The organism is Neisseria yangbaofengii (assembly GCF_014898075.1).
GTDB lineage: Bacteria > Pseudomonadota > Gammaproteobacteria > Burkholderiales > Neisseriaceae > Neisseria > Neisseria yangbaofengii.
In genome coordinates this window covers 2,202,789-2,226,892 of record NZ_CP062976.1, presented here as the reverse complement: position 1 = coordinate 2,226,892, position 24,104 = coordinate 2,202,789, and the positions used below count along the sequence as shown (strand labels likewise).

15 protein-coding genes, 2 tRNA genes and 3 rRNA genes are annotated in these 24,104 nt (G+C 49.6%); 15 read left to right on the top strand and 5 right to left on the bottom strand.

The annotated features are described in order from the left end of the window. Positions 1-300: 300 nt before the first annotated feature. The 4 genes from H4O27_RS10835 to H4O27_RS10820 form a co-directional block, all read right to left on the bottom strand. On the bottom strand, positions 301-1,191 hold the full coding sequence (locus H4O27_RS10835) for an ABC transporter ATP-binding protein (protein WP_165010627.1): 891 nt from the start codon (positions 1,189-1,191) through the stop codon (positions 301-303). Between the two features lie 129 nt (positions 1,192-1,320). Further along, positions 1,321-3,495, bottom strand: a complete 2,175-nt coding sequence (gene yccS, locus H4O27_RS10830) for a YccS family putative transporter (RefSeq protein ID WP_165010629.1) — start codon at positions 3,493-3,495, stop codon at positions 1,321-1,323. A 415-nt stretch (positions 3,496-3,910) separates the two neighbouring features. Then, positions 3,911-5,140: a PilT/PilU family type 4a pilus ATPase gene (locus tag H4O27_RS10825; RefSeq protein WP_165010631.1), complete on the bottom strand. Its 1,230-nt coding sequence runs from the start codon at positions 5,138-5,140 to the stop codon at positions 3,911-3,913. A gap of 59 nt (positions 5,141-5,199) precedes the next feature. Further along, positions 5,200-6,243 carry a type IV pilus twitching motility protein PilT gene (locus H4O27_RS10820; protein ID WP_165010633.1) on the bottom strand — a complete coding sequence of 348 codons (1,044 nt, stop codon included), beginning with the start codon at positions 6,241-6,243 and terminating at the stop codon, positions 5,200-5,202. Between the two features lie 114 nt (positions 6,244-6,357). Between H4O27_RS10820 and H4O27_RS10815 the strand changes: the two genes are divergently transcribed. From H4O27_RS10815 to H4O27_RS10755, 13 genes are all read left to right on the top strand, one after another. Continuing rightward, positions 6,358-7,053 carry a YggS family pyridoxal phosphate-dependent enzyme gene (locus H4O27_RS10815; RefSeq protein ID WP_165010635.1) on the top strand — a complete coding sequence of 232 codons (696 nt, stop codon included), beginning with the start codon at positions 6,358-6,360 and terminating at the stop codon, positions 7,051-7,053. 284 nt (positions 7,054-7,337) lie between these two features. Next, positions 7,338-8,135, top strand: a complete 798-nt coding sequence (gene proC, locus H4O27_RS10810) for a pyrroline-5-carboxylate reductase (RefSeq protein ID WP_165010637.1) — start codon at positions 7,338-7,340, stop codon at positions 8,133-8,135. A gap of 4 nt (positions 8,136-8,139) precedes the next feature. Then, complete coding sequence (locus H4O27_RS10805) at positions 8,140-8,694, top strand: YggT family protein (protein WP_165010638.1); 555 nt, start codon at positions 8,140-8,142, stop codon at positions 8,692-8,694. 223 nt (positions 8,695-8,917) lie between these two features. Beyond that, entirely contained in the window at positions 8,918-9,334 is a 417-nt protein-coding gene (gene dksA, locus H4O27_RS10800; RefSeq protein WP_165010640.1) for an RNA polymerase-binding protein DksA, read from the top strand. 480 nt (positions 9,335-9,814) lie between these two features. Then, a 16S ribosomal RNA gene (locus tag H4O27_RS10795) occupies positions 9,815-11,355 on the top strand. Between the two features lie 132 nt (positions 11,356-11,487). Continuing rightward, positions 11,488-11,564, top strand: a tRNA-Ile gene (locus H4O27_RS10790). Between the two features lie 11 nt (positions 11,565-11,575). Next, positions 11,576-11,651 (top strand) — tRNA-Ala (locus tag H4O27_RS10785). A gap of 424 nt (positions 11,652-12,075) precedes the next feature. Then, positions 12,076-14,963 (top strand): 23S ribosomal RNA (locus H4O27_RS10780). Positions 14,964-15,083: 120 nt separating this feature from the next. Beyond that, positions 15,084-15,197, top strand: a 5S ribosomal RNA gene (gene rrf, locus H4O27_RS10775). Together the 16S, 23S and 5S rRNA genes with 2 tRNA genes alongside form the textbook arrangement of a ribosomal RNA operon. A gap of 193 nt (positions 15,198-15,390) precedes the next feature. After that, positions 15,391-15,678 carry a ComEA family DNA-binding protein gene (locus H4O27_RS10770; RefSeq protein WP_165008812.1) on the top strand — a complete coding sequence of 96 codons (288 nt, stop codon included), beginning with the start codon at positions 15,391-15,393 and terminating at the stop codon, positions 15,676-15,678. Positions 15,679-17,145: 1,467 nt separating this feature from the next. Then, the gene (gene aroG / locus H4O27_RS10765) at positions 17,146-18,189 is read left to right on the top strand and encodes a 3-deoxy-7-phosphoheptulonate synthase AroG (RefSeq protein ID WP_165008701.1); all 1,044 of its coding nucleotides are present in this window, start codon (positions 17,146-17,148) and stop codon (positions 18,187-18,189) included. 76 nt (positions 18,190-18,265) lie between these two features. After that, on the top strand, positions 18,266-19,549 hold the full coding sequence (locus H4O27_RS10760; protein WP_165008703.1) for a tetratricopeptide repeat protein: 1,284 nt from the start codon (positions 18,266-18,268) through the stop codon (positions 19,547-19,549). Positions 19,550-19,967: 418 nt separating this feature from the next. After that, on the top strand, positions 19,968-21,527 hold the full coding sequence (locus tag H4O27_RS10755) for a TerC family protein (RefSeq protein WP_165008705.1): 1,560 nt from the start codon (positions 19,968-19,970) through the stop codon (positions 21,525-21,527). Between the two features lie 62 nt (positions 21,528-21,589). On the opposite strand, the gene rng is transcribed toward H4O27_RS10755, so the two are convergent. Beyond that, positions 21,590-23,083, bottom strand: coding sequence for a ribonuclease G (gene rng / locus H4O27_RS10750; RefSeq protein WP_165008707.1), 1,494 nt, complete (start codon positions 23,081-23,083; stop codon positions 21,590-21,592). A gap of 293 nt (positions 23,084-23,376) precedes the next feature. Here rng and grxC point away from each other — a divergent pair, with 293 nt between their 5' ends. Both grxC and secB read left to right on the top strand, forming a co-directional pair. Beyond that, a complete protein-coding gene (grxC, locus tag H4O27_RS10745; RefSeq protein WP_165008709.1) occupies positions 23,377-23,634 on the top strand; it encodes a glutaredoxin 3 in 258 nt (85 codons plus the stop codon). A gap of 23 nt (positions 23,635-23,657) precedes the next feature. Then, entirely contained in the window at positions 23,658-24,092 is a 435-nt protein-coding gene (gene secB, locus H4O27_RS10740; RefSeq protein ID WP_165008711.1) for a protein-export chaperone SecB, read from the top strand. Positions 24,093-24,104: the final 12 nt, after the last annotated feature.

Below are 24,104 nucleotides of genomic sequence, written 5' to 3'. Positions count from 1 at the left end.
CAGGCCATTGAAGCTTTTATAGTGAATCCACTTTAAAATAGTACGGCGTTGGTTCGCCTGGCCGTATTATCTATACTGTCTCCGGCTCGCCGTCTTGCCCTATTTTAAAGTGAATCCACTATACAAAGCTCAATTTGAATAACAGAGTTATACCGTCATTCCCGCGTAGGCGGGAATCCGGATTTATCCGTTTCAGAAGCATATAGGGAATACAAAGATCCGACGTTCCGGATTCCTGCCTATGCGGAATGACGAATGATAGGTTTCTGAAAATTGATAAGTTTTGCAAATGCCTTAGCCTCAACGCGTCAGCTTCACAAACACATCTTCCAAATCCGTTTCCGGCAGCACCATGTGCAACACCTCAATGCCCGCGCTTTTCAGCGTGGCCAACACTTCGCCAAGACGGTTGTAATCGTCTAATTTCAGCAAAAGGCTGCCGTCTTGTTTGCCAACCAACCAAGGCTGCAAAGCGGCAGGCAGCGGCGCGGACAATTGCAGCGCCACACGCACGCCTTGTTCGGCATGCAATAAATGCTCGGTCGAATCCAAAGCCACCAGGCGGCCTTGTTTCATCATGGCGATGCGGTTGCACAGGTTTTGCGCCTCTTCCAGATAATGCGTGGTCAGAATGATGGTGTGGCCTTGGCGGTTGAGGCTTTCGATGAATGTCCACAGGCTTTGGCGCAGCTCGACATCGACACCGGCGGTCGGCTCGTCCAACACAATTACCGGCGGACGATGCACCAAAGCTTGCGCGACCATCACGCGCCGTTTCATGCCGCCGGAAAGATTGCGGGTGATGGTGTTGGCTTTGCCGCCCAAACCGAGGCTGTCGATGATTTCGTCTATCCACGCCTCATTGTTGCGGATGCCGAAATAGCCTGATTGGAAACGCAGGGCTTCGCGCACGGTGAAAAACGCGTCAAACACCAATTCCTGCGGCACCACACCCAAGCTCATGCGCGCTCCTTGCGGCTTTTTGACCACATCGTAACCCATCACGCTGATGCTGCCCGAAGTCAGGCGGTTGAGTCCGGCCATGGCGGAAATCAGCGTGGTTTTGCCCGCACCGTTCGGCCCCAACAGCGCAAAAAACTCGCCTTGTCCGACCGTAAAAGAAACGTCGTTCAGGGCAGTAAAACCGTCGGCATAGGTTTTGACAGCATGGCGGATATCGATGGCGTGCATGGGTGTGTGGTTTTCCGGTGGTGATTAAAGGCGTATTTTAGCAGAAACACCATGCACGGTCGGCAGGAAGGTGGTTCAGATAATCAAAGGCCGTCTGAAAGGTTTAAATTTTTCAGACGGCCTTTGATTTTAAGATGCAGCCATAGCCGAAGAATGTTCCGCTTCGACCGTATCGGCTTGATGATGCAAGGCTTGGTAACACGGTTGCAGTTGGCGGGCAATCAGGCTCAGTTGCTGCCACAAGATATGGCTTTGGCGGTCGGCGGTCAGGTTGCGCAAGGCTTCCAAGTCGTGCAGCAGTTGGTTTAAGGCCGTCTGAAAATCGGCGGTGGTTTGCCGGGGCATGTGTTTCAACAGTGCGGCGATTTGGCGGGCGGTTTGGTAGAATCCGGCGGTAAAGGCCGGATCGGTTTCCTGTGCCATTTCGTTGCGGTAGGCGCCGAGTGCGGAAATGTAGCCGGTCAGCGCGTAATTGGTTTTCAATAGATTGAAGCCGTCTGAAAGTTGGCCGCCGTATTTGTCCGGCTCGCCGCTCATGTCGGATAAGGTACTGCTCAGGGCGGTGATGCGTTCGTGGGCTTGGCGGCGTACGGTGCGGTAGCTGACGTCATCGCTGCCGCCGTGTTGCAGTTGCTCGAGAATTTTATCCAGATAGGCACCGTTGCCGGATACCGCCAGCGCGGCTGTACGGCCGAGCGTGAGATAGCGCCAGTCCGGCCACAGGTAGGATACCGCCGCCCACGCCGTCACCGAGCCGATGATGGTGTCGATAATCCGCCACGGCATGGCGGCATAGACATCGAGCCCGGCCAAGGAAAAGCTGGTTAAGGCTTGGATGGTGATGAAGAAGGTCGAGAAGCTGTATTTGTAGCTGCGGCTCATGAAAAACAAAGTGGTGCAGGCGATGATAATCCACAGCTTGGTTTCCACCGACGGCGTGAAATAAGGTACCAACGAGCCGACCACCACGCCCAAAATCGTGCCGGCGATGCGTTGGTATACGCGGCTTTTGGTGGCGGAATAGTTGGGCTGGCACACAAACAGCGCGGTCAGCAAAATCCAGTAGCCGAGATTGAGATTGAGGATTTCGACCACGCCGCAGGCCACGGCCACCACCAGCGACAGGCGCACGGCATGGCGGAAGACGGCGGATTCCAAATTCAATTGGCTTTTCACGCTTTGCCAAACGTGTTTCAAACCGTTGTGGCTTTCCACAGCGGCGATTCGGGTCGCGTCGGATCCGCCTTCGAATGCAGCCAGATTGTCGTTGTTTTCCAATTGTTTGAGTTGGTGGTCGACGCTGCTTAAATTGTTGAGCAGTTGACGGATATTGTGGACTTCGCGGCTGTCGGGGTGGCCGTCTGAAAAACATTGCAAGGATTGGCGGCAGCCTTCCATCGCGCGTCCGAGTCGTTTGCTGTAATGGTAGTCTTTGCCACTGCGCAAGGCACCGGCCACGTTGCGGCAGGCCTGCCCCTGCATTTCCAGCAGGCGGTGGATGCGGAAAATCAGGTCGGTATTTTTCAGTTTGTCGGCCAGTTCGCGGTAATCGACGTGCGCCGAGCTGATGCGTTCGTGAATGTCTTGCGCGGTGAAGTAATAGCGCAGCATGCGGGCGGTGCGCGGGTGTCGGTGTTGGCCGCGCATACGGTAAAACAGCGCGGCGCGGCATTGGTTGAAGTCGGCAATCACGCCGGTGTTGCGCATGGCCAAGTCGATTTGGCGGTTGCCCAGCCATGCGGCTTCGTCAGGGTCGAAAAAGTCGGCTTTGGCATCGAAATAATCGCCCAAGCTTTCATAAGCATCGGCCACGCGTTCCTGCACCGGACGGTGAGGGAACATCATCTGGAAGACCAACGTGCAGGTGCTGTATAACACTGTGCCTAATAAAATCATCAGCGGATTGGTCAGCCAAAAGGTTTCCGGCGTGTAGGTCAGCGAAGTGTAGGTCGCCACCGCCAGCGAGCCGAACGCAAAAGTGCGGTAGCGTTGGCCGACTGCCCCCAACAGCGTGAAAAAAAACGTCATCGCGGTCATGGTGGCGATAAACGGCCAGCCGGTGCCGAGCGTCAGTTGTGCGGATAAAGATGCGACGGTGAACAATATCACCGTAATCACGATGTTTTTCAGACGGCCTGTTAAGCGGTTGTCCAAATCAACCAAGCCGCCTGCAATGATGCCCAATACAAAAGGCATCGCCAGCGCGGGCATGTCGATATACCAAACGCAGGCGGCGGCAATGAGCACGCTGATAAACACGGGCAGCGACGTCATAATCAACGGCTTGAGTGGCGGGATGGTCATGATGATGCAGGCATAAGGTGAAATAAACCGAATTTTAGCAGGAATCGGCAGAGCGCACCGAAACGGCGGGCAAAAAAAATCCCGAGCATTGCCGGGAGGGTAAAACAAACAAGTAGGGCTTAAATATTGTTCAACTGAAAGGTGTGTTTGAAACCGTAATTGTAGACAAAATCGGTTTTAGAATAAATTCACTAAAAGAAACGCAGCGTTAACAAATAGGAAACGATAAAGGTTTCAGGCCGTCTGAAAGGCGTTAAATTTTTCAGACGGCCTGAGATTTTTGTAAAATCCGCAAATTTCTGGAACTCTTTAAACCGTCATTCCCGCTTACGCGAGAATGACGGGCATAGTTCTTCCGGTTCAAATTGAATCGTGCAAAAGTCTCGGCCTGTTATTTATCGTTTCCGCCCAATGTTTACATCAAATTCAAATCGCTGATGCGGTCGAACAAGCGTTCCGGCTCGTTGCCTTCTTCGTGTAATTGAATGCGCAAACGCAAATCGTTCGCCGAATCGGCTTGGCGCAGGGCTTCGTTGTATTCGATGTGGCCTTGGGTGTAGAGATTGAACAAATGCTGGTCGAACGTTTGCATGCCGTCACCCGAAGCGCGATCCATCAGGCTGCGGATTTCCATCAGTTCGCCTTTGAAAATCAAATCCTGCATGGCAGGCGTGTTGAGCAGCAAATCGATGGCAGCGGTACGCTGGGTGCGGTTTTTCTTAATCGCCAAACGCTGGCCGATGATGCCGGTCAGGTTCAAAGCCAAGTCCATCAACACTTGTTTCTGACGCTCTTCCGGATAGAAGTTGATGATGCGCTCGATGGTTTGCGATGCGCTGTTGGCGTGGATGGTGAACACGCACAAGTGGCCGGTTTGTGCCAATTGCATGGCGTATTCCATGCTCTCTGCGCTGCGGACCTCACCGATACACACTACGTCAGGCGCTTGGCGCATGGCGTTTTGGATGGCGGTTTTCCAATCGGGTGTGTCGATGCCGATTTCGCGCTGGGTAAAAATACAGCGGCGCGGTTTGTAGATAAACTCAATCGGGTCTTCGATGGTTACGACGTGGCCGGGGATTTTGTTGTTGCGGTAGTTGAGCATCGATGCCATGGTGGTCGATTTACCCGAGCCGGTCGGGCCTGCCAAAATCAATAAACCGCGTGGGGCGAGTGCCAAATCTTTGGTTTTTTCCGGCAAACCCAAAACTTCCATTTCGGGAATTTCTTGGTTGATGCGGCGCAACACCAAGCCGACGCGGCCTTGCTCGTGATACGCATTGACACGGTAACGCGTATTGCTGCGCGATTGCACGGAATAGTTGAGTTCCCATTCGCGGTTGAAGGTTTCCAACTGCTCGGGGTTCATGGTGGATTCGACGATTTGCGCCGTTTCTTCGCCGGTCAGGGCTTTGTGCGGCACAGGGGTCAACACGCCGCTGACTTTTATCGATGGCGGGAAACCGGCGCTGATGAAAATATCTGACGCTTTGCGGTTTTCCGCTTCGACACACATGCGGTCGAGCAAGGGATGCAGATGTGTGCCGATTTCGGCCGGCGTCGGGATATGCGGGGCTTGGTTTTTTTGCGAATACGCCTGCACCATTTCAGAAAGCAGGTCGTGTAAAGGATTATTATCGCTCATGGTTTTTCCATTATCTTTTCAGACGGCCTTGAGATGAAAAGGCCGTCTGAAACCATAGATTAAAGAATCATTGTGTCGCTGTTTTGCGCTTTGCTGCGGGCAACTTCGTGGCTGATGGTGCCTTGGCGCAGCAGGTTTTGCAGGGCTTGGTCGAGCGTCTGCATGCCGTGTGATTGGCCGGTTTGCAGCGCCGATTGGATTTGCGCAATTTTGTTTTCACGAATCAGGTTGCGCACGGCGGGTGTGGAAATCAGGATTTCATGCGCCGCCACACGGCCGTTGCCGTCGCGGGTTTTCAATAAGGTTTGCGAAATCACGGCACGCAGCGATTCGGAAAGCATAGAGCGTACCATTTCTTTTTCGCCCGCCGGGAACACGTCGACAATACGGTCGATGGTTTTGGCTGCGCCGGTGGTGTGCAGCGTACCGAATACCAAGTGGCCGGTTTCGGCGGCGGTCAAGGCCAAACTGATGGTTTCGGGGTCGCGCATCTCACCGATCAGAATCACGTCCGGATCTTCACGCAGTGCGGAGCGCAGTGCGTTGTGGAAGCTGTGGGTGTGTTGGTGCAATTCGCGCTGGTTAATCAGGGCTTTTTTGCTTTGGTGGACAAACTCAATCGGGTCTTCGATGGTCAGAATGTGCGTCGGTTGGGTTTCGTTGATGTAGTTGATCATCGCCGCCAAAGTGGTCGATTTACCCGAACCGGTCGGGCCGGTTACCAACACCAGGCCGCGTGGATTCTCGGCGATTTTTTGGAAAATACGCGGTGCACGCAATTCTTCCAAGGTCAATACGCTGCTGGGAATGGTACGGAACACCGCCGCAGGGCCGCGCTCGGTGGTGAATGCGTTCACACGGAAACGCGCGACATTGGGCAATTCAAACGAAAAATCGACTTCTAAATCCTGCTGATACAGTTTGCGCTGGTGGTCGTTCATTACCGAAGTCACCATAGTGCCGACTTCTTCAGCGGTCATTTCGGGCAGGTTGATGCGGCGGATGTCGCCGTGAACGCGAATCATCGGAGACATTGCCGAGCTTAAGTGAAGGTCGGACGCTTTGTTCTTCACGCCGAACGCCAGTAAGTCTGTAATCTGCATAATGTGGCCTTATTTGGTTTAGAATAGTAAATCGGTTTATTTTAAATACATAATATCGTTCAACCAAGCAAATTTTGCAAAAAGGCCGCAAATGGCCGGATAAAGGAAAGAATCATGTCGGGATTGCAACAACATTATCAAACCGTTTTGCGCGACCTTGCCCTTGCCGCAGAAGCGGCCGGCCGTCTGAAAGAATCGGTGCAGCTGGTGGCGGTGAGCAAAACCTTTCCGGCCGGAGACATCCGCGAAGTATATGCCGCCGGGCAGCGTGATTTCGGCGAAAACTACATTCAGGAATGGTATGACAAAACGCAAACGCTTGCTGATTTGTCCGATATCGTGTGGCACATCATTGGTGATGTGCAATCGAATAAAACCAAATACGTTGCCGAGCGAGCACATTGGCTGCATACGGTAGGCCGTCTGAAAACCGCGCAGCGTATCAGCAGTCAAAGGCCGTCTGAAATGCCGCCGCTGCAAGTGTGTATTGAAGTGAACATCGCCGCCGAAGAAGCCAAGCACGGCGTGCCGCCCGAAGAAGCAGTGGCTTTGGCGGCGGAAGTGGCGAAGCTGCCGAATATTGAGGTGCGCGGTTTGATGTGTGTCGCCAAGGCTGATAGCAGCGATGATGAATTGCGCCGACAGTTTGCAACCATGCAGCAATTATTGGCAGATTTGAACGCAGCAGGCGTGAAGGCGGATGTGTTGTCGATGGGCATGTCGGGCGACATGAGGGTTGCGGTGGAATGCGGGGCAACGCATGTGCGCATCGGCAGCGCGATTTTCGGTCAGCGCGATTACAGTAAATAAAGAAAGGCCGTCTGAAAACCAATCTTTGTAGAAAATCCCAGCGTTGTTTACACTTTTTCGCCGGAAGACCCGTTTGGGGATTTCCGAGCGTTGCCAACATACCGAAAGGCACGGCAAAGCCGCACGGTTCTTGATAACGCCCGAAAATCCTAAAACAATCGTTCAGGCAAAAAACAAAAGCTGTTGTGCATAAAAAAGTGTAAACAACCCGGCGATTTTCTACAAATCATTTATTTTCAGACGGCCTACAACATATATAGAGGGAATAAAGAAAGGCAAACAACATGAATGTATTTTTCTTAGGCGGCGGTAATATGGCGGCCGCAATTGCCGGCGGCTTAGTGAAACAGGGCGGTTATCGGGTGCATGTCGCCAATCGTGGTGTGGAAAAACGCGAACGTTTGGCCAAGGAATTGGGCATCAGCGTATCGGAGAAGCTGCCACCGTTGTCTGAAAACGATGTGCTGGTGTTGGCGGTTAAACCGCAAGACATGCAGGCGGCGTGTGAACATGTGCAAACCAACGGCGCACTGGTGCTGTCGGTCGCTGCCGGTTTGAGCATCAAAACCTTAAGCCGTTATCTGCAAGACAACCGCCGCATTGTGCGCACCATGCCCAATCTGCCGAGCCAAATCGGTTTGGGTATTACCGGCATGTACGCCGCCGAAGAAGCGAGTGGGGCGGACAAGCAAACCGCCGATGCTATCATGCGTGCCGTCGGCCAAACCGTGTGGCTTAATGACGAAGCGCAAATACACGCCGTCACCGGCATCAGCGGCAGCGGCAGCGGCTATGTGTTTTATCTACTGAATGCTTTGCAACAAGCGGCACTGGCACAAGGTTTCGATGCCGAGCAAGCACGTAGTTTGACCTTGGCGACATTCAAAGGTGCGGTCGAGTTGGCCGGGCAAAGCGGCACATCATTTGAAGATTTGCGCCGAAGCGTGATGTCCAAAGGCGGCACCACCATGCAAGCCTATAATGTGTTCGATAAACGCGGCATCACCGAATCGATTGTAGAAGGGGTAGAGGCCTGCGTAGCCCGTTCACAAGAGATTTCACAACAATTCGAGGCCGTCTGAAAACATGAAAGCCGATTTATTGTTATTACTGGCCGATGGTTTGGTGATTGTAATGGTGGCGCGCTGCCTGTTGCATTGGGCGAAATTGGAGGACAACCATCCGCTGGCCGCCTTTTGTCGCCAAACCACCGATTGGTTGGTCAACCCCTTACGCAAAGCCGCCCCCGCTGCCGGTTGGGATACAGCCTGTCTGTTGGCTGGATTGTTGGTGTATTACATTGCTTATATGGTGGTGGCGTGGGTGGAACTGCCCGGCAGTATCGGCGGCAAAATCATGGCGGCGAATTTTATTTTTGCGCTGATTGGTATGCTGAAAGCCGTGACTTATGCTTTGCTGTTTGGTCTGATTATCCGTATGCTGCTCAGCTTCCAGAACCCGTATTCGCCACTGGTTATGGTGTTGCAGCGTATTTTTGAGCCGGTGTCGCGCCCGTTTGCATTCTTGCGCATTGGCCGCTATGACTTTTCTGGCAGTTTGGTGGCGTTGGTGTTGTGGTTTTTGTTGGTAGATTTTTTGCCTAAACTGGTCAGCAGTGTGAATTTGTGGCTGTTGCGCTAGTCAGTATGATTCGGAATAAATAAAAGTTGAGTGATGTCGCAGCTACACCAACAAACATGTTATTCAAATGCAAAAAAGTGCAAAGCGGGCAGTCGAGCGTAACGCACCGAAAAAAACATGTTATGATACGGCACTTTTGAAAGCACAACCTTTCAAAAATGAATAAAAAATAAGCGGTTGTGACAGAAACAGAAGTTTCCGATTATTAGAGAAAGAAATCATTATGGCAAAGTTGACAGAACAAGACATTTTAAACTGGGACGGCCCGGAAGATGATTACATGAATGCCGACCAATTGGCATTCTTCCGGGAATTACTCGTCAAAATGCAAGATGAGTTGATTCAAAATGCAACAGTCACCACCAGCCATCTGCAAGAACACGAATCCGCTCCCGATCCTGCCGATCGTGCAACGCAAGAAGAAGAATACGCTTTAGAATTGCGCACACGCGACCGTGAACGCAAGCTCTTGGCAAAAGTACAAGCCACTATCCGCAGTATTGACGAAGGCGATTATGGCTTTTGTGCCGATACCGGTGAACCAATCGGTTTGAAACGATTGCTGGCGCGTCCGACCGCAACATTGTCTGTTGAAGCTCAAGAGCGTCGCGAGCGAATGAAGAAACAATTTGCCGATTAAGTTATCTATACTAAGGCATATATGTATTCAAAAGGCCGTCTGAATCTTTCAGACGGCCTTTATTGCAAGGATGAGGTTGGGGATTGGGATTTAAGGTTTTGAAGATTTATGTCATTTGTTTGGAACTAAATCCGGTTGTAAAACAGGTGGTTGGCGGTTTGGGTTAAAATTTATTGAGGGTATGGGTTGACGGGTATCGGGGCGAGGAGTATAGTTCGGTTCTTCGCTGCTTCGGCGGTGAAGAACCGAACTGACAATTATAGCACGGTTGATTTGGATTTTCGATAGATTTTGAAAAAAAAGAGTTGACAAGCAGTTTAGGTGTTATATAATTCGGTTTTTGCTCTTTAACAAACAGATTACCGATAAGTGTGAGTGCGACAAGCCTCACACTGTTGAAAAAGACAGACAAGACAAATGTTTAAAACATTGACTTGTCAGTTTCTTTGAAGCAGACCAGAAGTTAAAAAGTTAGAGATTAAACATAAGAGTTTGATCCTGGCTCAGATTGAACGCTGGCGGCATGCTTTACACATGCAAGTCGGACGGCAGCACAGAGAAGCTTGCTTCTTGGGTGGCGAGTGGCGAACGGGTGAGTAACATATTGGAACGTACCGAGTAATGGGGGATAACTAATCGAAAGATTAGCTAATACCGCATACGCTCTGAGGAGGAAAGCAGGGGACCTTCGGGCCTTGCGTTATTCGAGCGGCCAATATCTGATTAGCTAGTTGGTGGGGTAAAGGCCTACCAAGGCGACGATCAGTAGCGGGTCTGAGAGGATGATCCGCCACACTGGGACTGAGACACGGCCCAGACTCCTACGGGAGGCAGCAGTGGGGAATTTTGGACAATGGGCGCAAGCCTGATCCAGCCATGCCGCGTGTCTGAAGAAGGCCTTCGGGTTGTAAAGGACTTTTGTCAGGGAAGAAAAGGTTTGTGTTAATACCATAAACTTATGACGGTACCTGAAGAATAAGCACCGGCTAACTACGTGCCAGCAGCCGCGGTAATACGTAGGGTGCGAGCGTTAATCGGAATTACTGGGCGTAAAGCGAGCGCAGACGGTTAGTTAAGCAAGATGTGAAATCCCCGGGCTCAACCTGGGAACTGCGTTTTGAACTGGCTGACTAGAGTGTGTCAGAGGGGGGTAGAATTCCACGTGTAGCAGTGAAATGCGTAGAGATGTGGAGGAATACCGATGGCGAAGGCAGCCCCCTGGGATAACACTGACGTTCATGCTCGAAAGCGTGGGTAGCAAACAGGATTAGATACCCTGGTAGTCCACGCCCTAAACGATGTCAATTAGCTGTTGGGCAACTTGATTGCTTAGTAGCGTAGCTAACGCGTGAAATTGACCGCCTGGGGAGTACGGTCGCAAGATTAAAACTCAAAGGAATTGACGGGGACCCGCACAAGCGGTGGATGATGTGGATTAATTCGATGCAACGCGAAGAACCTTACCTGGTCTTGACATGTACGGAATCCTTCAGAGACGGAGGAGTGCCTTCGGGAACCGTAACACAGGTGCTGCATGGCTGTCGTCAGCTCGTGTCGTGAGATGTTGGGTTAAGTCCCGCAACGAGCGCAACCCTTGTCATTAGTTGCCATCATTAAGTTGGGCACTCTAATGAGACTGCCGGTGACAAGCCGGAGGAAGGTGGGGATGACGTCAAGTCCTCATGGCCCTTATGACCAGGGCTTCACACGTCATACAATGGTCGGTACAGAGGGTAGCCAAGCCGCGAGGCGGAGCCAATCTCACAAAACCGATCGTAGTCCGGATTGCACTCTGCAACTCGAGTGCATGAAGTCGGAATCGCTAGTAATCGCAGGTCAGCATACTGCGGTGAATACGTTCCCGGGTCTTGTACACACCGCCCGTCACACCATGGGAGTGGGGGATACCAGAAGTAGGTAGGCTAACCGCAAGGAGGCCGCTTACCACGGTATGCTTCATGACTGGGGTGAAGTCGTAACAAGGTAGCCGTAGGGGAACCTGCGGCTGGATCACCTCCTTTCTAGAGAAGAAGAGGCTTCTCGCATTCACACTTATCGGTAAACTGTAGAAGATGCAGAAGATATTGAGAAAACAAAGTAACGGATCGGCAATAAGGCCTGGTTTGGTGAAACGGTTTCAAAATAACGACCTTGGGTTTGTAGCTCAGCTGGTTAGAGCACACGCTTGATAAGCGTGGGGTCGGAGGTTCAAGTCCTCCCAGACCCACCACAACTCATACTGGGGGCATAGCTCAGTTGGTAGAGCACCTGCTTTGCAAGCAGGGGGTCATCGGTTCGATCCCGTTTGCCTCCACCAAATACTTTCCAAATCAAAGTCAGTTGGCAGAATTTAAATAAAAAAGCGCATAGCGCTGATTTTTTGTTTAATGACTGAAAAAGCTTGACTGCAAGAAGAAGGCTGATATAATGGCCAGCTCATTTTGATTTGCGAAGTCAATAGCAATATTGAAAAGCATCGATCTTTAACAAATTGGAAAGCCGAAATCAACAAACAAAGACAATGTCGGTTTACTTTAACGATTGGCCAGTTGCAAACGGCTAATCGTTACCAAGAAGTAAACCGCAGTATTTGGGTGATGATTGTATCGAGTTGCTCCTGAAACACAAAAGGCAGGAGCGACACACAACAAAGCAGTAAGCTTTATCAAAGTAAACACCTTAAGCCAAGTTACCTAGTCAACGGGAACAAAGCGAAGTCAAAGAGGTTCTTGAAATGATAGAGTCAAGTGAATAAGTGCATCAGGTGGATGCCTTGGCGATGATAGGCGACGAAGGACGTGTAAGCCTGCGAAAAGCGTGGGGGAGCTGGCAATAAAGCTTTGATCCCGCGATATCCGAATGGGGAAACCCACTGCATTCAGTGCAGTATCCTAAGTTGAATACATAGACTTAGAGAAGCGAACCCGGAGAACTGAACCATCTAAGTACCCGGAGGAAAAGAAATCAACCGAGATTCCGCAAGTAGTGGCGAGCGAACGCGGAGGAGCCTGTACGTAATAATTGTTGAGATAGAAGAACAAGCTGGGAAGCTTGACCATAGTGGGTGATAGTCCCGTATTCGAAATTTCATCAATGGTACTAAGCGTACGACAAGTAGGGCGGGACACGAGAAATCCTGTCTGAATATGGGGGGACCATCCTCCAAGGCTAAATACTCATCATCGACCGATAGTGAACCAGTACCGTGAGGGAAAGGCGAAAAGAACCCCGGGAGGGGAGTGAAACAGAACCTGAAACCTGATGCATACAAACAGTGGGAGCGGACTTGTTCCGTGACTGCGTACCTTTTGTATAATGGGTCAACGACTTACATTCAGTAGCGAGCTTAACCGGATAGGGGAGGCGTAGGGAAACCGAGTCTTAATAGGGCGACTAGTTGCTGGGTGTAGACCCGAAACCGAGTGATCTATCCATGGCCAGGATGAAGGTGCGGTAACACGCACTGGAGGTCCGAACCCACGCATGTTGCAAAATGCGGGGATGAGCTGTGGATAGGGGTGAAAGGCTAAACAAACTCGGAGATAGCTGGTTCTCCCCGAAAACTATTTAGGTAGTGCCTCGAGTATGAGACTGATGGGGGTAAAGCACTGTTATGGCTAGGGGGTTATTGCAACTTACCAACCCATGGCAAACTAAGAATACCATCAAGTTGCTCCTCGGGAGACAGACAGCGGGTGCTAACGTCCGTTGTCAAGAGGGAAACAACCCAGACCGCCAGCTAAGGTCCCAAATGATAGATTAAGTGGTAAACGAAGTGGGAAGGCCCAGACAGCCAGGATGTTGGCTTAGAAGCAGCCATCATTTAAAGAAAGCGTAATAGCTCACTGGTCGAGTCGTCCTGCGCGGAAGATGTAACGGGGCTCAAATCTATAACCGAAGCTGCGGATACCGTAAGGTATGGTAGGGGAGCGTTCTGTAGGCCGAAGAAGGTGCATTGTAAAGTGTGCTGGAGGTATCAGAAGTGCGAATGTTGACATGAGTAGCGATAAAGCGGGTGAAAAGCCCGCTCGCCGAAAGCCCAAGGTTTCCTACGCAACGTTCATCGGCGTAGGGTGAGTCGGCCCCTAAGGCGAGGCAGAAATGCGTAGTCGATGGGAAACAGGTTAATATTCCTGTACTTTGATTCAATGCGATGTGGGGACGGAGAAGGTTAGGTTAGCAAACTGTTGGAATAGTTTGTTTAAGCCGGTAGGTGGAAGACTTAGGCAAATCCGGGTCTTCATAACACCGAGAAGTGATGACGAGTGTCTACGGACACGAAGTAACCGATACCACGCTTCCAGGAAAAGCCACTAAGCTTCAGTTGAATCGGAACCGTACCGCAAACCGACACAGGTGGGCAGGATGAGAATTCTAAGGCGCTTGAGAGAACTCGGGAGAAGGAACTCGGCAAATTGATACCGTAACTTCGGGAGAAGGTATGCCCTTCGATGTGAAAGACTTGCTCTGTAAGCATTGGAGGGTCGCAGAGAATAGGTGGCTGCGACTGTTTATTAAAAACACAGCACTCTGCTAACACGAAAGTGGACGTATAGGGTGTGACGCCTGCCCGGTGCTGGAAGGTTAATTGAAGATGTGAGAGCATCGGATCGAAGCCCCAGTAAACGGCGGCCGTAACTATAACGGTCCTAAGGTAGCGAAATTCCTTGTCGGGTAAGTTCCGACCCGCACGAATGGCGTAACGATGGCCACACTGTCTCCTCCCGAGACTCAGCGAAGTTGAAGTGGTTGTGAAGATGCAATCTACCCGCTGCTAGACGGAAAGACCCCGTGAACCTTTACTGTAGCTTTGCATTGGACTTTGAAGTCACTTGTGTAGGATAGGTGGGAGGCTTAGAAGCAGAGACGCCAGTCTCTGTGGAGCCGTCCTTGAAATACCACCCTGGTGTCTTTGAGGTTCTAACCCAGGTCCGTCATCCGGATCGGGGACCGTGCATGGTAGGCAGTTTGACTGGGGCGGTCTCCTCCCAAAGAGTAACGGAGGAGTTCGAAGGTTACCTAGGTCCGGTCGGAAATCGGACTGATAGTGCAATGGCAAAAGGTAGCTTAACTGCGAGACCGACAAGTCGAGCAGGTGCGAAAGCAGGACATAGTGATCCGGTGGTTCTGTATGGAAGGGCCATCGCTCAACGGATAAAAGGTACTCCGGGGATAACAGGCTGATTCCGCCCAAGAGTTCATATCGACGGCGGAGTTTGGCACCTCGATGTCGGCTCATCACATCCTGGGGCTGTAGTCGGTCCCAAGGGTATGGCTGTTCGCCATTTAAAGTGGTACGTGAGCTGGGTTTAAAACGTCGTGAGACAGTTTGGTCCCTATCTGCAGTGGGCGTTGGAAGTTTGACGGGGGCTGCTCCTAGTACGAGAGGACCGGAGTGGACGAACCTCTGGTGTACCGGTTGTGACGCCAGTCGCATCGCCGGGTAGCTAAGTTCGGAAGAGATAAGCGCTGAAAGCATCTAAGCGCGAAACTCGCCTGAAGATGAGACTTCCCTGAGGATTTAATCCTCCTAAAGAGTCGTTCGAGACCAGGACGTTGATAGGTGGGGTGTGGAAGTGCGGTAACGCATGAAGCTAACCCATACTAATTGCTCGTGAGGCTTGACTCTATCATTTGAAGGACTTCAAAGATAAAAGCTTACTGATGATTCAGTCATCACCAAAAGTTGGTTAAACAATAAATAACTGCAGGAAACTGCATAACGGCTTAACAATTTGTACAGTTTAAGTTTGGCGGCCATAGCGAGTTGGTCCCACGCCTTCCCATCCCGAACAGGACCGTGAAACGACTCAGCGCCGATGATAGTGTGGTTCTTCCATGTGAAAGTAGGTCACTGCCAAACACCCATTCCGAAGCCTCCGACTCCTGTCGGAGGCTTCTTTACGTCATACGTTAAAAGCAGCGGTAATTGAATAAAAGCGTGGTCATGATGAAACAGTCATGAAATAATCGGCAGAGAAAATTTGCATTATTAATATTGGGTAAATATAATCTACGGTATTATCAACACGTTCAGGAGAAAACGTATGAATCCGATGAAAAAAATCATCTTCTGCGCACTGACCACTTTGGTCGCTTCCGTCTCTGCAGCAGCAGTCAACATCAACACCGCTTCCGAAAGCGAACTGACGGCACTGCCGGGTGTAGGCCCGGCCAAAGCCAAAGCCATTGTGGAATACCGCAAACAGCATGGCAGCTTTAAGACTTTGGACGAACTGAAAAACGTCAAAGGCATTGGGGAAGGGATTTTTGCGAAATTGAAGAATGAAGCGTCGGTTGCCGCCCCTGCCAAGAAGGCTGCCCAGCCTGTGGTTAAAAAGTAGTAGGGGCAGTGCAGCAGGTAACATAGCATGTAAGAGGTAGGCCGTCTGATTGTTAGGGATTCGGGCGGCCTTCTGTTTGGGGGTTCGGCAAGTTAATTTTTAGTTAAAGAATAAGATAAGTCGTGCACAATGAATTATCTTAATGATCTTTTTTGGCTTAATGGACTGTTTAGGTTGATTTTTAGAGAACTTAGCGCCTAATGGACAAAATGGTTGGTTTCCCAGCCATTTTTCCAGATTCAGATACCAAAAAATTATCTATAAACAAACAGTTTCTTAGTTTCCATACTCATATCGGCATGACAGCGTTTTTCGGTTTTTAACTCACCAAACTTTCCTTCAAGCCGATTTGTAGTGTTCGGTATCATCAACTCTCGGTTCTGGCTGTATGTGAATAGTAGCCCGGATCGTGTTTCAGGCTGTTGTATGCACTTCTCAACCTCTTATGGGGATACTATTTCTGCCGTCCGTCTGAACTGTAACTGACTTCGTCCAAGTAACTTTTATGCCGTATATGCCACAGCTTCAGTTCCTATTTAAAGTCGGTACGGGAGGCTGTAAACAAACCCTCTGCCAATGCTTTTAATTTTTTCGCCGCAGCAGATTTGGGGAGGAGGGGCAGGTAACGGAGGATAGTTTGCTGTTGATGGAATCGGCATAGGTGAAAAAGAATTTAGGAAAAGCGTTTTGCCAATCCTTTAAAACCATCGGCGGTAATGTTTTGAATATGTATGCCTTTGTTCATCACGGCTTTTAACCCCGACTCATAAAGTGCTGTATTTTCCCGGCTGACGTATTGCTTTATGAATGATTTGATTATTGAGGCTGTCAATCAATACCATAATGCCGAAATCTCTGTCGAAATAGATGGTATCCATGATGATGTTGGCAACAGGATGTGCAGCTCGATATCAGGTGAGGTGGCGGCATACTTTGTTTCAGACGGCGTTGTATGGTTTTGATGCTGCATTGATGATGATGGGCAAATTGCGTATAGGTGCTTGTTTGAGATGTATGGATTTGTATAGGAGCCGGTGGCTGTCAGGTTTTTTGGGACAGGTAAAAATTTGTTGCAGACAGAACATCTGTATCTCTGTCTGCCGCTTCTGCGACCATATTTGATGAAAGTCTTTTGATTGTAAAACGGGCATTTTTTACGAACATTGGTAAAAAACTACTAAAATGTCCGGTATGGTAAGGCTTTCAGTAGTTTTTACCAACCTAAATGTCCATTGACTTCCCTTTTTAAAACTACACATAGACTAAGTAGGTACAGAGATTTAAAGAAATTATTTAGAATAAAATTCTAAATAATAATAAAATTTGGAAAATTATATAACTAAATAGGTTTTAAAACTAGAATTTTGATATAAAATTGCAATATATTAATTTTAATGCTTGTTTAATTCATGTAAAGGAGGTAATCTATACACACTTAATGAATAATAGAACAGAAAGTTTAATCCAATGAATCAACCACGCCAAACAGATGATGTCAGAATTAAAGCCGTAGCCGAATTATTACCACCGATTGCCCATCTATATGAATTGCCGATCAGTGAGCAAGCTGCTGAATTGGTTCATCAAACCCGTCAAGAAATTGCTGATTTAGTACATGGTAAAGACAACCGTTTATTGGTCATTATCGGCCCTTGTTCGATTCATGATACTAAAGCAGCTTTGGAATACGCCGAGCGTTTATTGCCATTACGCAAAAAATATGAGAAAGAATTATTAATTGTGATGCGCGTATATTTTGAAAAACCACGTACGACAGTCGGCTGGAAAGGCTTGATTAACGACCCTTATTTGGATGGCACTTTTGATATTAACTATGGCTTGCGTCAGGCGCGCAGCTTATTGTTGACCTTGAATAATATGGGCATGCCAGCGTCGACTGAATTTCTCGACATGATTACGCCGCAATACTACGCTGATTTGATTTCATGGGGCGCAATTGGTGCGCGCACTACCGAAAGTCAGGTTCACCGCGAATTGTCTAGCGGCTTGTCTTGTCCGGTTGGTTTTAAAAACGGTACGGATGGCAACTTGAAAATCGCTATTGACGCCATTGGCGCAGCGAGTCATCCGCACCACTTCTTATCTGTAACCAAAACCGGCCATTCTGCGATTGTGCATACTGCCGGCAATCCGGATTGCCATGTGATTTTGCGTGGCGGTAAAGAACCGAATTACAGCAACGAACACGTCAAAGCGGCGGCTGAGCAGTTAACCCAAGCAGGTCAAACGCCGAAAATGATGATTGATTTCAGTCATGCCAATAGCCGCAAAGACTATAAACGTCAAATGGAAGTGGCGCAAGATGTTGCCCGGCAATTGCGTGATGGTGAAAACAACATCATGGGCGTGATGGTAGAGAGCCATTTGGTGGAAGGCCGCCAGGATAAGCCGGAAAACTACGGCCAAAGCATCACTGATGCCTGCATCGGTTGGGACAGCACCGAAGAATTATTGGCATTATTGGCAGAAGCCAAGCGCTCTCGGGTATAATTCATTATCTGAACCCATACGGAATATTTCAGACGGCCTTGCAACACGCAAAGGCCGTCTGAAATATTTGCACATTATGAAAAAGAAACTTACGCCCCAATTACAAAAAGTCCAAAAGCAGCTCGACATCATTTCTACCGCATTTAAGAAAAACATGGCTGCCGGAAATTATGCCCAAGCAGCAGCGGAGGCCATGCGCGCACATAAGCTGATTCCTGCTTCCGTTACTCCCTTAAGCGATGCTGCCACAGCCGCCGTTAAAGGAGGCTTGTTTCAAGATGCGATTGCGTATGCGAAAAAAGCCATTCAGCGTAATGCCGAACACATCAATTCCTACGATGCCTTGTCTCATGCTTACGGTGGTTTGGAAGACTGGGATAATGCTGCTATTTATGGCTTAAAAGCATTGCAATTGCGCGATCAAAAAATTGCCGTGCAAACGGTACCTGAGCTGCCTTCGGTAACGCCGAAGGCAAAGGGTAAAAAAATCATTTCGTTTTCATTATTCGGTAACAGTTCGGCTTATATTGAACCGGCGATTTTGAATACCGAATTGGCTGCCGAAATCTATCCGGGTTGGGTGTGTCGCTTTTATGTTGATCACAGTGTACCTGAAGCCGCATGCCAACGCATGGCGCAAAATGGTGCCGAGATTATTGAAGTCAGCGGGGAGAAAACGCAATGGCCGGGAACTTTATGGCGCTTTCTTGCGATTGATGATCCGGAAGTGTCTTACGTGATTTTCCGTGATGCCGATTCGGTGATTTCTCAGCGCGAAGCGCAGGCCGTTACAGAATGGATGGAAAGCGGCAAACTGTTCCACACCATTCGCGATGCGGGTACGCACACTGAATTGATTTTAGCCGGATTGTGGGGCGCAGTAGGTCAGGCCGTGCCCGATATGGACGGTAAAATCCAAAACTATTTGCGGCAGCCGTTGGAGTCGCGTCATTTTGCCGATCAATTCTTCCTGCGTGACCATATCTGGGCATATGTGCGCCAAAGTGTGCATGGACATGACCGCATTTTCGGTTTTTACGGCGCACAAAAATTCAGCGATACGCAAATGCAGGATTTTAAAAACAACCACATCGGCTGCGACGAAGGCAGCTCGCATTTTGAAGCCCCGTATCCTTTGCCTGACGACAGCGCCGTAATTTGGAAACTGTACAGCAAAGTATCGCCCAAGCTGCAAGCCGATGGCAGCATACAAACCCTGCCGCAAGAACGTTTGGTTTGCGCCTATGAAACCACCGTACAAAACGGTAAAATCAGCGGCTATGTGCCGCGCCGATACAGCAAAGGTTTTGCGCAAGGCTTGTCGCGCATGGTAGTTGTGCCGGCGGATACGAAAGCATAGGCCGAGACCTTTGCAAACTCCCCATCTTTGGCACATTTCTTCGTTATGCGCTGCTCAAAAGCGTGCCTGTCTTTGTAATATGTTTGCCTTTCTGTGCCGCCTAACTTTGAACTGTACTCAAATCCGGGGGCTTTTCAAAGGTCTCAGACTTGTATTTAAACCGATATCCAAAGGCCGTCTGAAAAATACTTACGATTCAGACGGCCTAAAAATATTTTAAGTAAAACTTTGCCACGATGGTTTCAAACTGATAAACTATCCGAATCATTATCTTGATAGAGGCATACATATTCCATGAAAGACGCGGAGCAGGATAGTTCGATATTACTTACGTCCTTCGTGTATATGCCGTATTTGAAGCAGCCGATGAATCATGTTCATCGGGCTGCTTTTTCACATTTAAAGGAATAGAAAAATCATGGATCTCAGTTGGTTAGCCGATCCGCATACTTGGATAGGCTTTGCAACGCTTTTGGTGCTCGAAGTAGTTTTGGGCATTGATAACCTTGTGTTCGTAGCGATTTTGGCCAATAAGGTCAAACCGGTGCTGCGCGATAAGGCACGGATTACCGGCTTAGGTTTGGCTGTGGTGATACGCGTTATTATGCTGGCTTTTATGGCGCATATCATTACCCTGACCGAGCCGATGTTTCACGTTGCCGGCTGGCCGGTGTCGGGTAAGGACATGATTATGCTCGCCGGCGGCCTGTTTTTGCTTTATAAGGCGACCACCGAATTGCACGAGCGTTTGGAAGGCCACAACCATTTTGCCATTGCCGAAACACAAAAGAAACACGCCGCTTTTGGTGCGGTAGTAGTACAAATTTTGGTGCTGGATGCGGTGTTTTCCATTGACTCGGTGATTACCGCCGTAGCCATGGTGGATCACATTGTGGTGGCAATGGCGGCTGTAGTCGTGGCCATGACCGTGATGATTATCGCCAGCAAACCGCTGACAGAATTTGTTGATAGACACCCGACCGTGGTCATGCTCTGCTTGGGCTTTCTGTTGATGATTGGTTTTAGCCTGATTGCCGAAGCATTTCATTTCCATATTCCTAAAGGCTATCTGTATGCCGCCATCGGCTTCTCGATTCTGATTGAAGTGTTCAACCAAGTTTCGCAGAAAAACAGCCGTAAAAACGACTACATCAGCAGTTCATGGCGCAAACGCACGGCGGAAAATGTGTTGGGCATGATGGGTATCCGCGAAACCATTTTGGCGAAAAATGGCGATGAAGCAGAGGATAACGGCCACTTTGAAGAAAACGAAAAATCCATGATTCGCAGCGTGTTGACGCTGGCCGAACGTCCGATTCAAGGCGTGATGATTCCGCGCCGCGAAATCGAGCGCTTGGATATTTCGCAAAGCAAAGAAGAACAGCGCGAGCAACTGCAAAACACCCCATACAGCCGTTTGCTGGTGGTGGGTAAAGCCGGTGTAGATGAGCCTTTGGGTTACATCAATAAAAAAGATTTGCTGGCACAATTATTGCAAGGCGGCGAACTGAATATTCAGACGGCCTTACGCCAGCCCTTGATTTTGCCGGAAACCACGACCGCATTGGATGCAATTGAATTATTCCGCCAAAGTAGTGCCGATTACGCTTTGGTGGTTGATGAATTCGGTGCGGTATTGGGCATGGTGACGATGAAAGACATGCTGGAAACTATTGCCGGTGAGTTTCCTGAGGAATTTGAGCGTGAAGAAGAGCCGATGATGCAGGCCAATGCCGACGAAAGCCTGACAGTGGACGGTGCGTTGGAATATGTCGATTTGGCACCACAGCTGGGCTTACCGCCGCAAGATGAAGATGTGGATTATCACACCGTCGCTGGTCTGATTATGGAAGAACTGGAAAGCCTGCCGAATGTCGGTGATTTTGCCGATTTCCATGGCTGGCGTTTTGAAGTGATTGAAAAAGAAGGCCAGCGCATCGATCGTGTGAAAATTACCCGATTGCCGGAAGAAGAGTAATCGGTCATATAAAAGGCCGTCTGAATCATTAAGGTTCAGACGGCCTTTTGTATGATAAAAATTTAAATTAAAACAATATCATACTGCTCTTGCGTATAAGCTGTTTCCACCGCCAGAGAAATCGGTTTGCCGATAAAGTCAATCAGCATGGCCAGCGATTGCGATTCTTCGTCGAGAAACAAATCAATCACATTCGGCGCGGCGAGAATGCGGAATTCTTTGGCATCGAAGCGGCGCGCTTCACGTACGATTTCACGCTGGATTTCGTAGCATACGGTTTGCGGTGTTTTCAGACGGCCTCTGCCTTGGCAGGAAGGGCAGGGTTCACACAAGATTTGATTTAAGTTTTCGCGCGAGCGTTTGCGTGTGAGTTCGACCAAGCCTAAGCTGGTAAAGCCGTTGAGGGTGACGCGGGTGCGGTCGAAACTCAAGGCTTTGGCCAATTCCTGCAACACGGCTTCGCGGTGTTCTTCTTTAGCCATATCGATGAAGTCGATGATGATGATACCGCCCAAATTGCGCAGGCGCAGCTCGCGGGCAATGGTGTGGCAGGCTTCGAGGTTGGTGCGGAAGATGGTTTCATCGAAATTGCGCGCGCCGACAAAGCCGCCGGTGTTTACGTCGATGGTGGTCATCGCTTCGGTCGATTCGATAATCAGATAGCTGCCGAAATTCAGATTCACGCGCGGTTGCAGCGAGCGGCTGATTTCCTGCTCGATGTTGTGGGTTTCAAACAGCGGGCGGTCACCCTTGAACAATTCCAATTTGTCCACCGCACCTTGCACATACAATTGCGCGAACTCGTTCATGCGGCGGAAATTCTCGGTGGAATCGACCAGGATTTTTTGCGTGTCCAAGCTGAACATATCGCGCAACACGCGCAAGTTGAGCGACAAATCTTGGTAAAGCAGGGTTTCGGGTGGCTGGGTTTTCGATTGTTGCTGAATATGTTCCCACACTTTGGTCAGGTAATGAATGTCGGCCTGCAATTGCCCGTCGGTGGCATTTTCCGCATTGGTGCGGATAATGTAGCCGTGGCATGCGCTCTCGGGCAGCAAATTCAGCAGACGCTCGCGCAGAATAGTGCGATCGGCATCATCTTCAATACGCTGCGAAATGCCGATGTGTTCTTCCTGCGGCAGATGCACCAAGAAACGGCCGGCCAGCGAAATCTGCGTGGAAAGGCGCGCGCCTTTGGTGTTGATCGGGTCTTTGATGACCTGCACCAAAATGGTTTGTCCTTCAAACAGCATATGCTCGATGCGCTGTGCTTCATCGGGATTGCGGCGCTGTTCCAACACATCGACGATATGCAGAAAGGCCGCGCGTTCCAAGCCGATGTCGATAAACGCGCTTTGCATGCCGGGCAAGACACGGCGCACTACGCCCAAATAGATGTTGCCGACCAAGCTGTGGCCGGTGTTACGCTCGATATGCAGCTCGCAAATGTTGTTTTCTTCCAAAACCGCCACGCGCGTTTCCTGCGGCGTGATGTTGACCAAAACGGTTTCTGGCGGACGAATGGTGTCCTTAGGAATCGGAATACCTGCTAACATGTTGAATTTCCCAAAATATAAAAAATACTTTTGCAATCTGCCCGCAGCGGGCAAACAGATTGCAAAAGTAGCTTTGTCTTGTCTTAGCAATGATACTTCAAAAGCCGTTTGCCTGTCATGGCTGTGATGGGATTTATTTAAAGTGCTCGGCAGGCCGTTTGAAACAGAGGTGACAGGCATCACGCCAACTTTCGGTACGACCATTTATCTGAATTCACAATCCGTTCACACGCCCGCTTGTAAAATGCGCCTTATGCCCATATAGTGTTTAAAAGCACTCAAGAAAGCGCATTATGCAACCCGTAACCATGTACACCGGCGCGTTTTGCCCGTATTGCACCATGGCAAAAAAGCTTTTAGCCGCCGTGGGTGTGACTGAAATCAAAGAAATCCGCGTGGATAAAAATCCGGCTGATTTTGATGAAATGCAACAATTGAGCGGTCAGCGCAGTATTCCGCAAATTTTTATCGGCGATACCCATGTCGGCGGTTTTACCGATTTATATCGTTTGCAACAGCAAGGCGAATTAATTGGATTACTCAATCCATAACCCTAAACAGATAGGAAAATAAAATGGCAGAAGAATTGCAACCTGTATTCAGCATTGAGCGTTTGTATGTAAAAGATTTGTCTTTGGAAGTGCCTAACGCACCACAAATCTTCTTGGAGCAAGGCGACCCTGAAGTCGATATGCGCGTGTCAACCGCCAGCCAAAAACTGGAGGAGGGCATCTACGCTGTTGATGTTACCGTGACCGTGACCGCCAAACTGAACGAAGAGCGCACCATGTTCCTGAACGAAGTGACCCAAAGCGGTATTTTCCGTTTGGAAAACATTCCGGAAGAAGATACCCAATTGCTGTTGGGCGTGGCTTGTCCGAACATCTTGTTCCCATACGCACGCGAAGCGATTTCTTCAACCGTAACCCGTGCCGGCTTCCCACCGGTATTGTTGGCACCGATCAACTTTGAAGCGATGTACCAACAACAGCAGGAAGGCAATGCTTAATTTGCTGCTTTG

Bases quoted from the DNA above. Each gene is read 5' to 3' on its own strand.
- H4O27_RS10835 (WP_165010627.1), bottom strand. From the start codon at position 1,191: ATGCACGCCATCGATATCCGCCATGCTGTCAAAACCTATGCCGACGGT.
- yccS (WP_165010629.1), bottom strand. From the start codon at position 3,495: ATGACCATCCCGCCACTCAAGCCGTTGATTATGACGTCGCTGCCCGTG.
- H4O27_RS10825 (WP_165010631.1), bottom strand. From the start codon at position 5,140: ATGAGCGATAATAATCCTTTACACGACCTGCTTTCTGAAATGGTGCAG.
- H4O27_RS10820 (WP_165010633.1), bottom strand. From the start codon at position 6,243: ATGCAGATTACAGACTTACTGGCGTTCGGCGTGAAGAACAAAGCGTCC.
- H4O27_RS10815 (WP_165010635.1), top strand. From the start codon at position 6,358: ATGTCGGGATTGCAACAACATTATCAAACCGTTTTGCGCGACCTTGCC.
- proC (WP_165010637.1), top strand. From the start codon at position 7,338: ATGAATGTATTTTTCTTAGGCGGCGGTAATATGGCGGCCGCAATTGCC.
- H4O27_RS10805 (WP_165010638.1), top strand. From the start codon at position 8,140: ATGAAAGCCGATTTATTGTTATTACTGGCCGATGGTTTGGTGATTGTA.
- dksA (WP_165010640.1), top strand. From the start codon at position 8,918: ATGGCAAAGTTGACAGAACAAGACATTTTAAACTGGGACGGCCCGGAA.
- H4O27_RS10770 (WP_165008812.1), top strand. From the start codon at position 15,391: ATGAAAAAAATCATCTTCTGCGCACTGACCACTTTGGTCGCTTCCGTC.
- aroG (WP_165008701.1), top strand. From the start codon at position 17,146: ATGAATCAACCACGCCAAACAGATGATGTCAGAATTAAAGCCGTAGCC.
- H4O27_RS10760 (WP_165008703.1), top strand. From the start codon at position 18,266: ATGAAAAAGAAACTTACGCCCCAATTACAAAAAGTCCAAAAGCAGCTC.
- H4O27_RS10755 (WP_165008705.1), top strand. From the start codon at position 19,968: ATGGATCTCAGTTGGTTAGCCGATCCGCATACTTGGATAGGCTTTGCA.
- rng (WP_165008707.1), bottom strand. From the start codon at position 23,083: ATGTTAGCAGGTATTCCGATTCCTAAGGACACCATTCGTCCGCCAGAA.
- grxC (WP_165008709.1), top strand. From the start codon at position 23,377: ATGCAACCCGTAACCATGTACACCGGCGCGTTTTGCCCGTATTGCACC.
- secB (WP_165008711.1), top strand. From the start codon at position 23,658: ATGGCAGAAGAATTGCAACCTGTATTCAGCATTGAGCGTTTGTATGTA.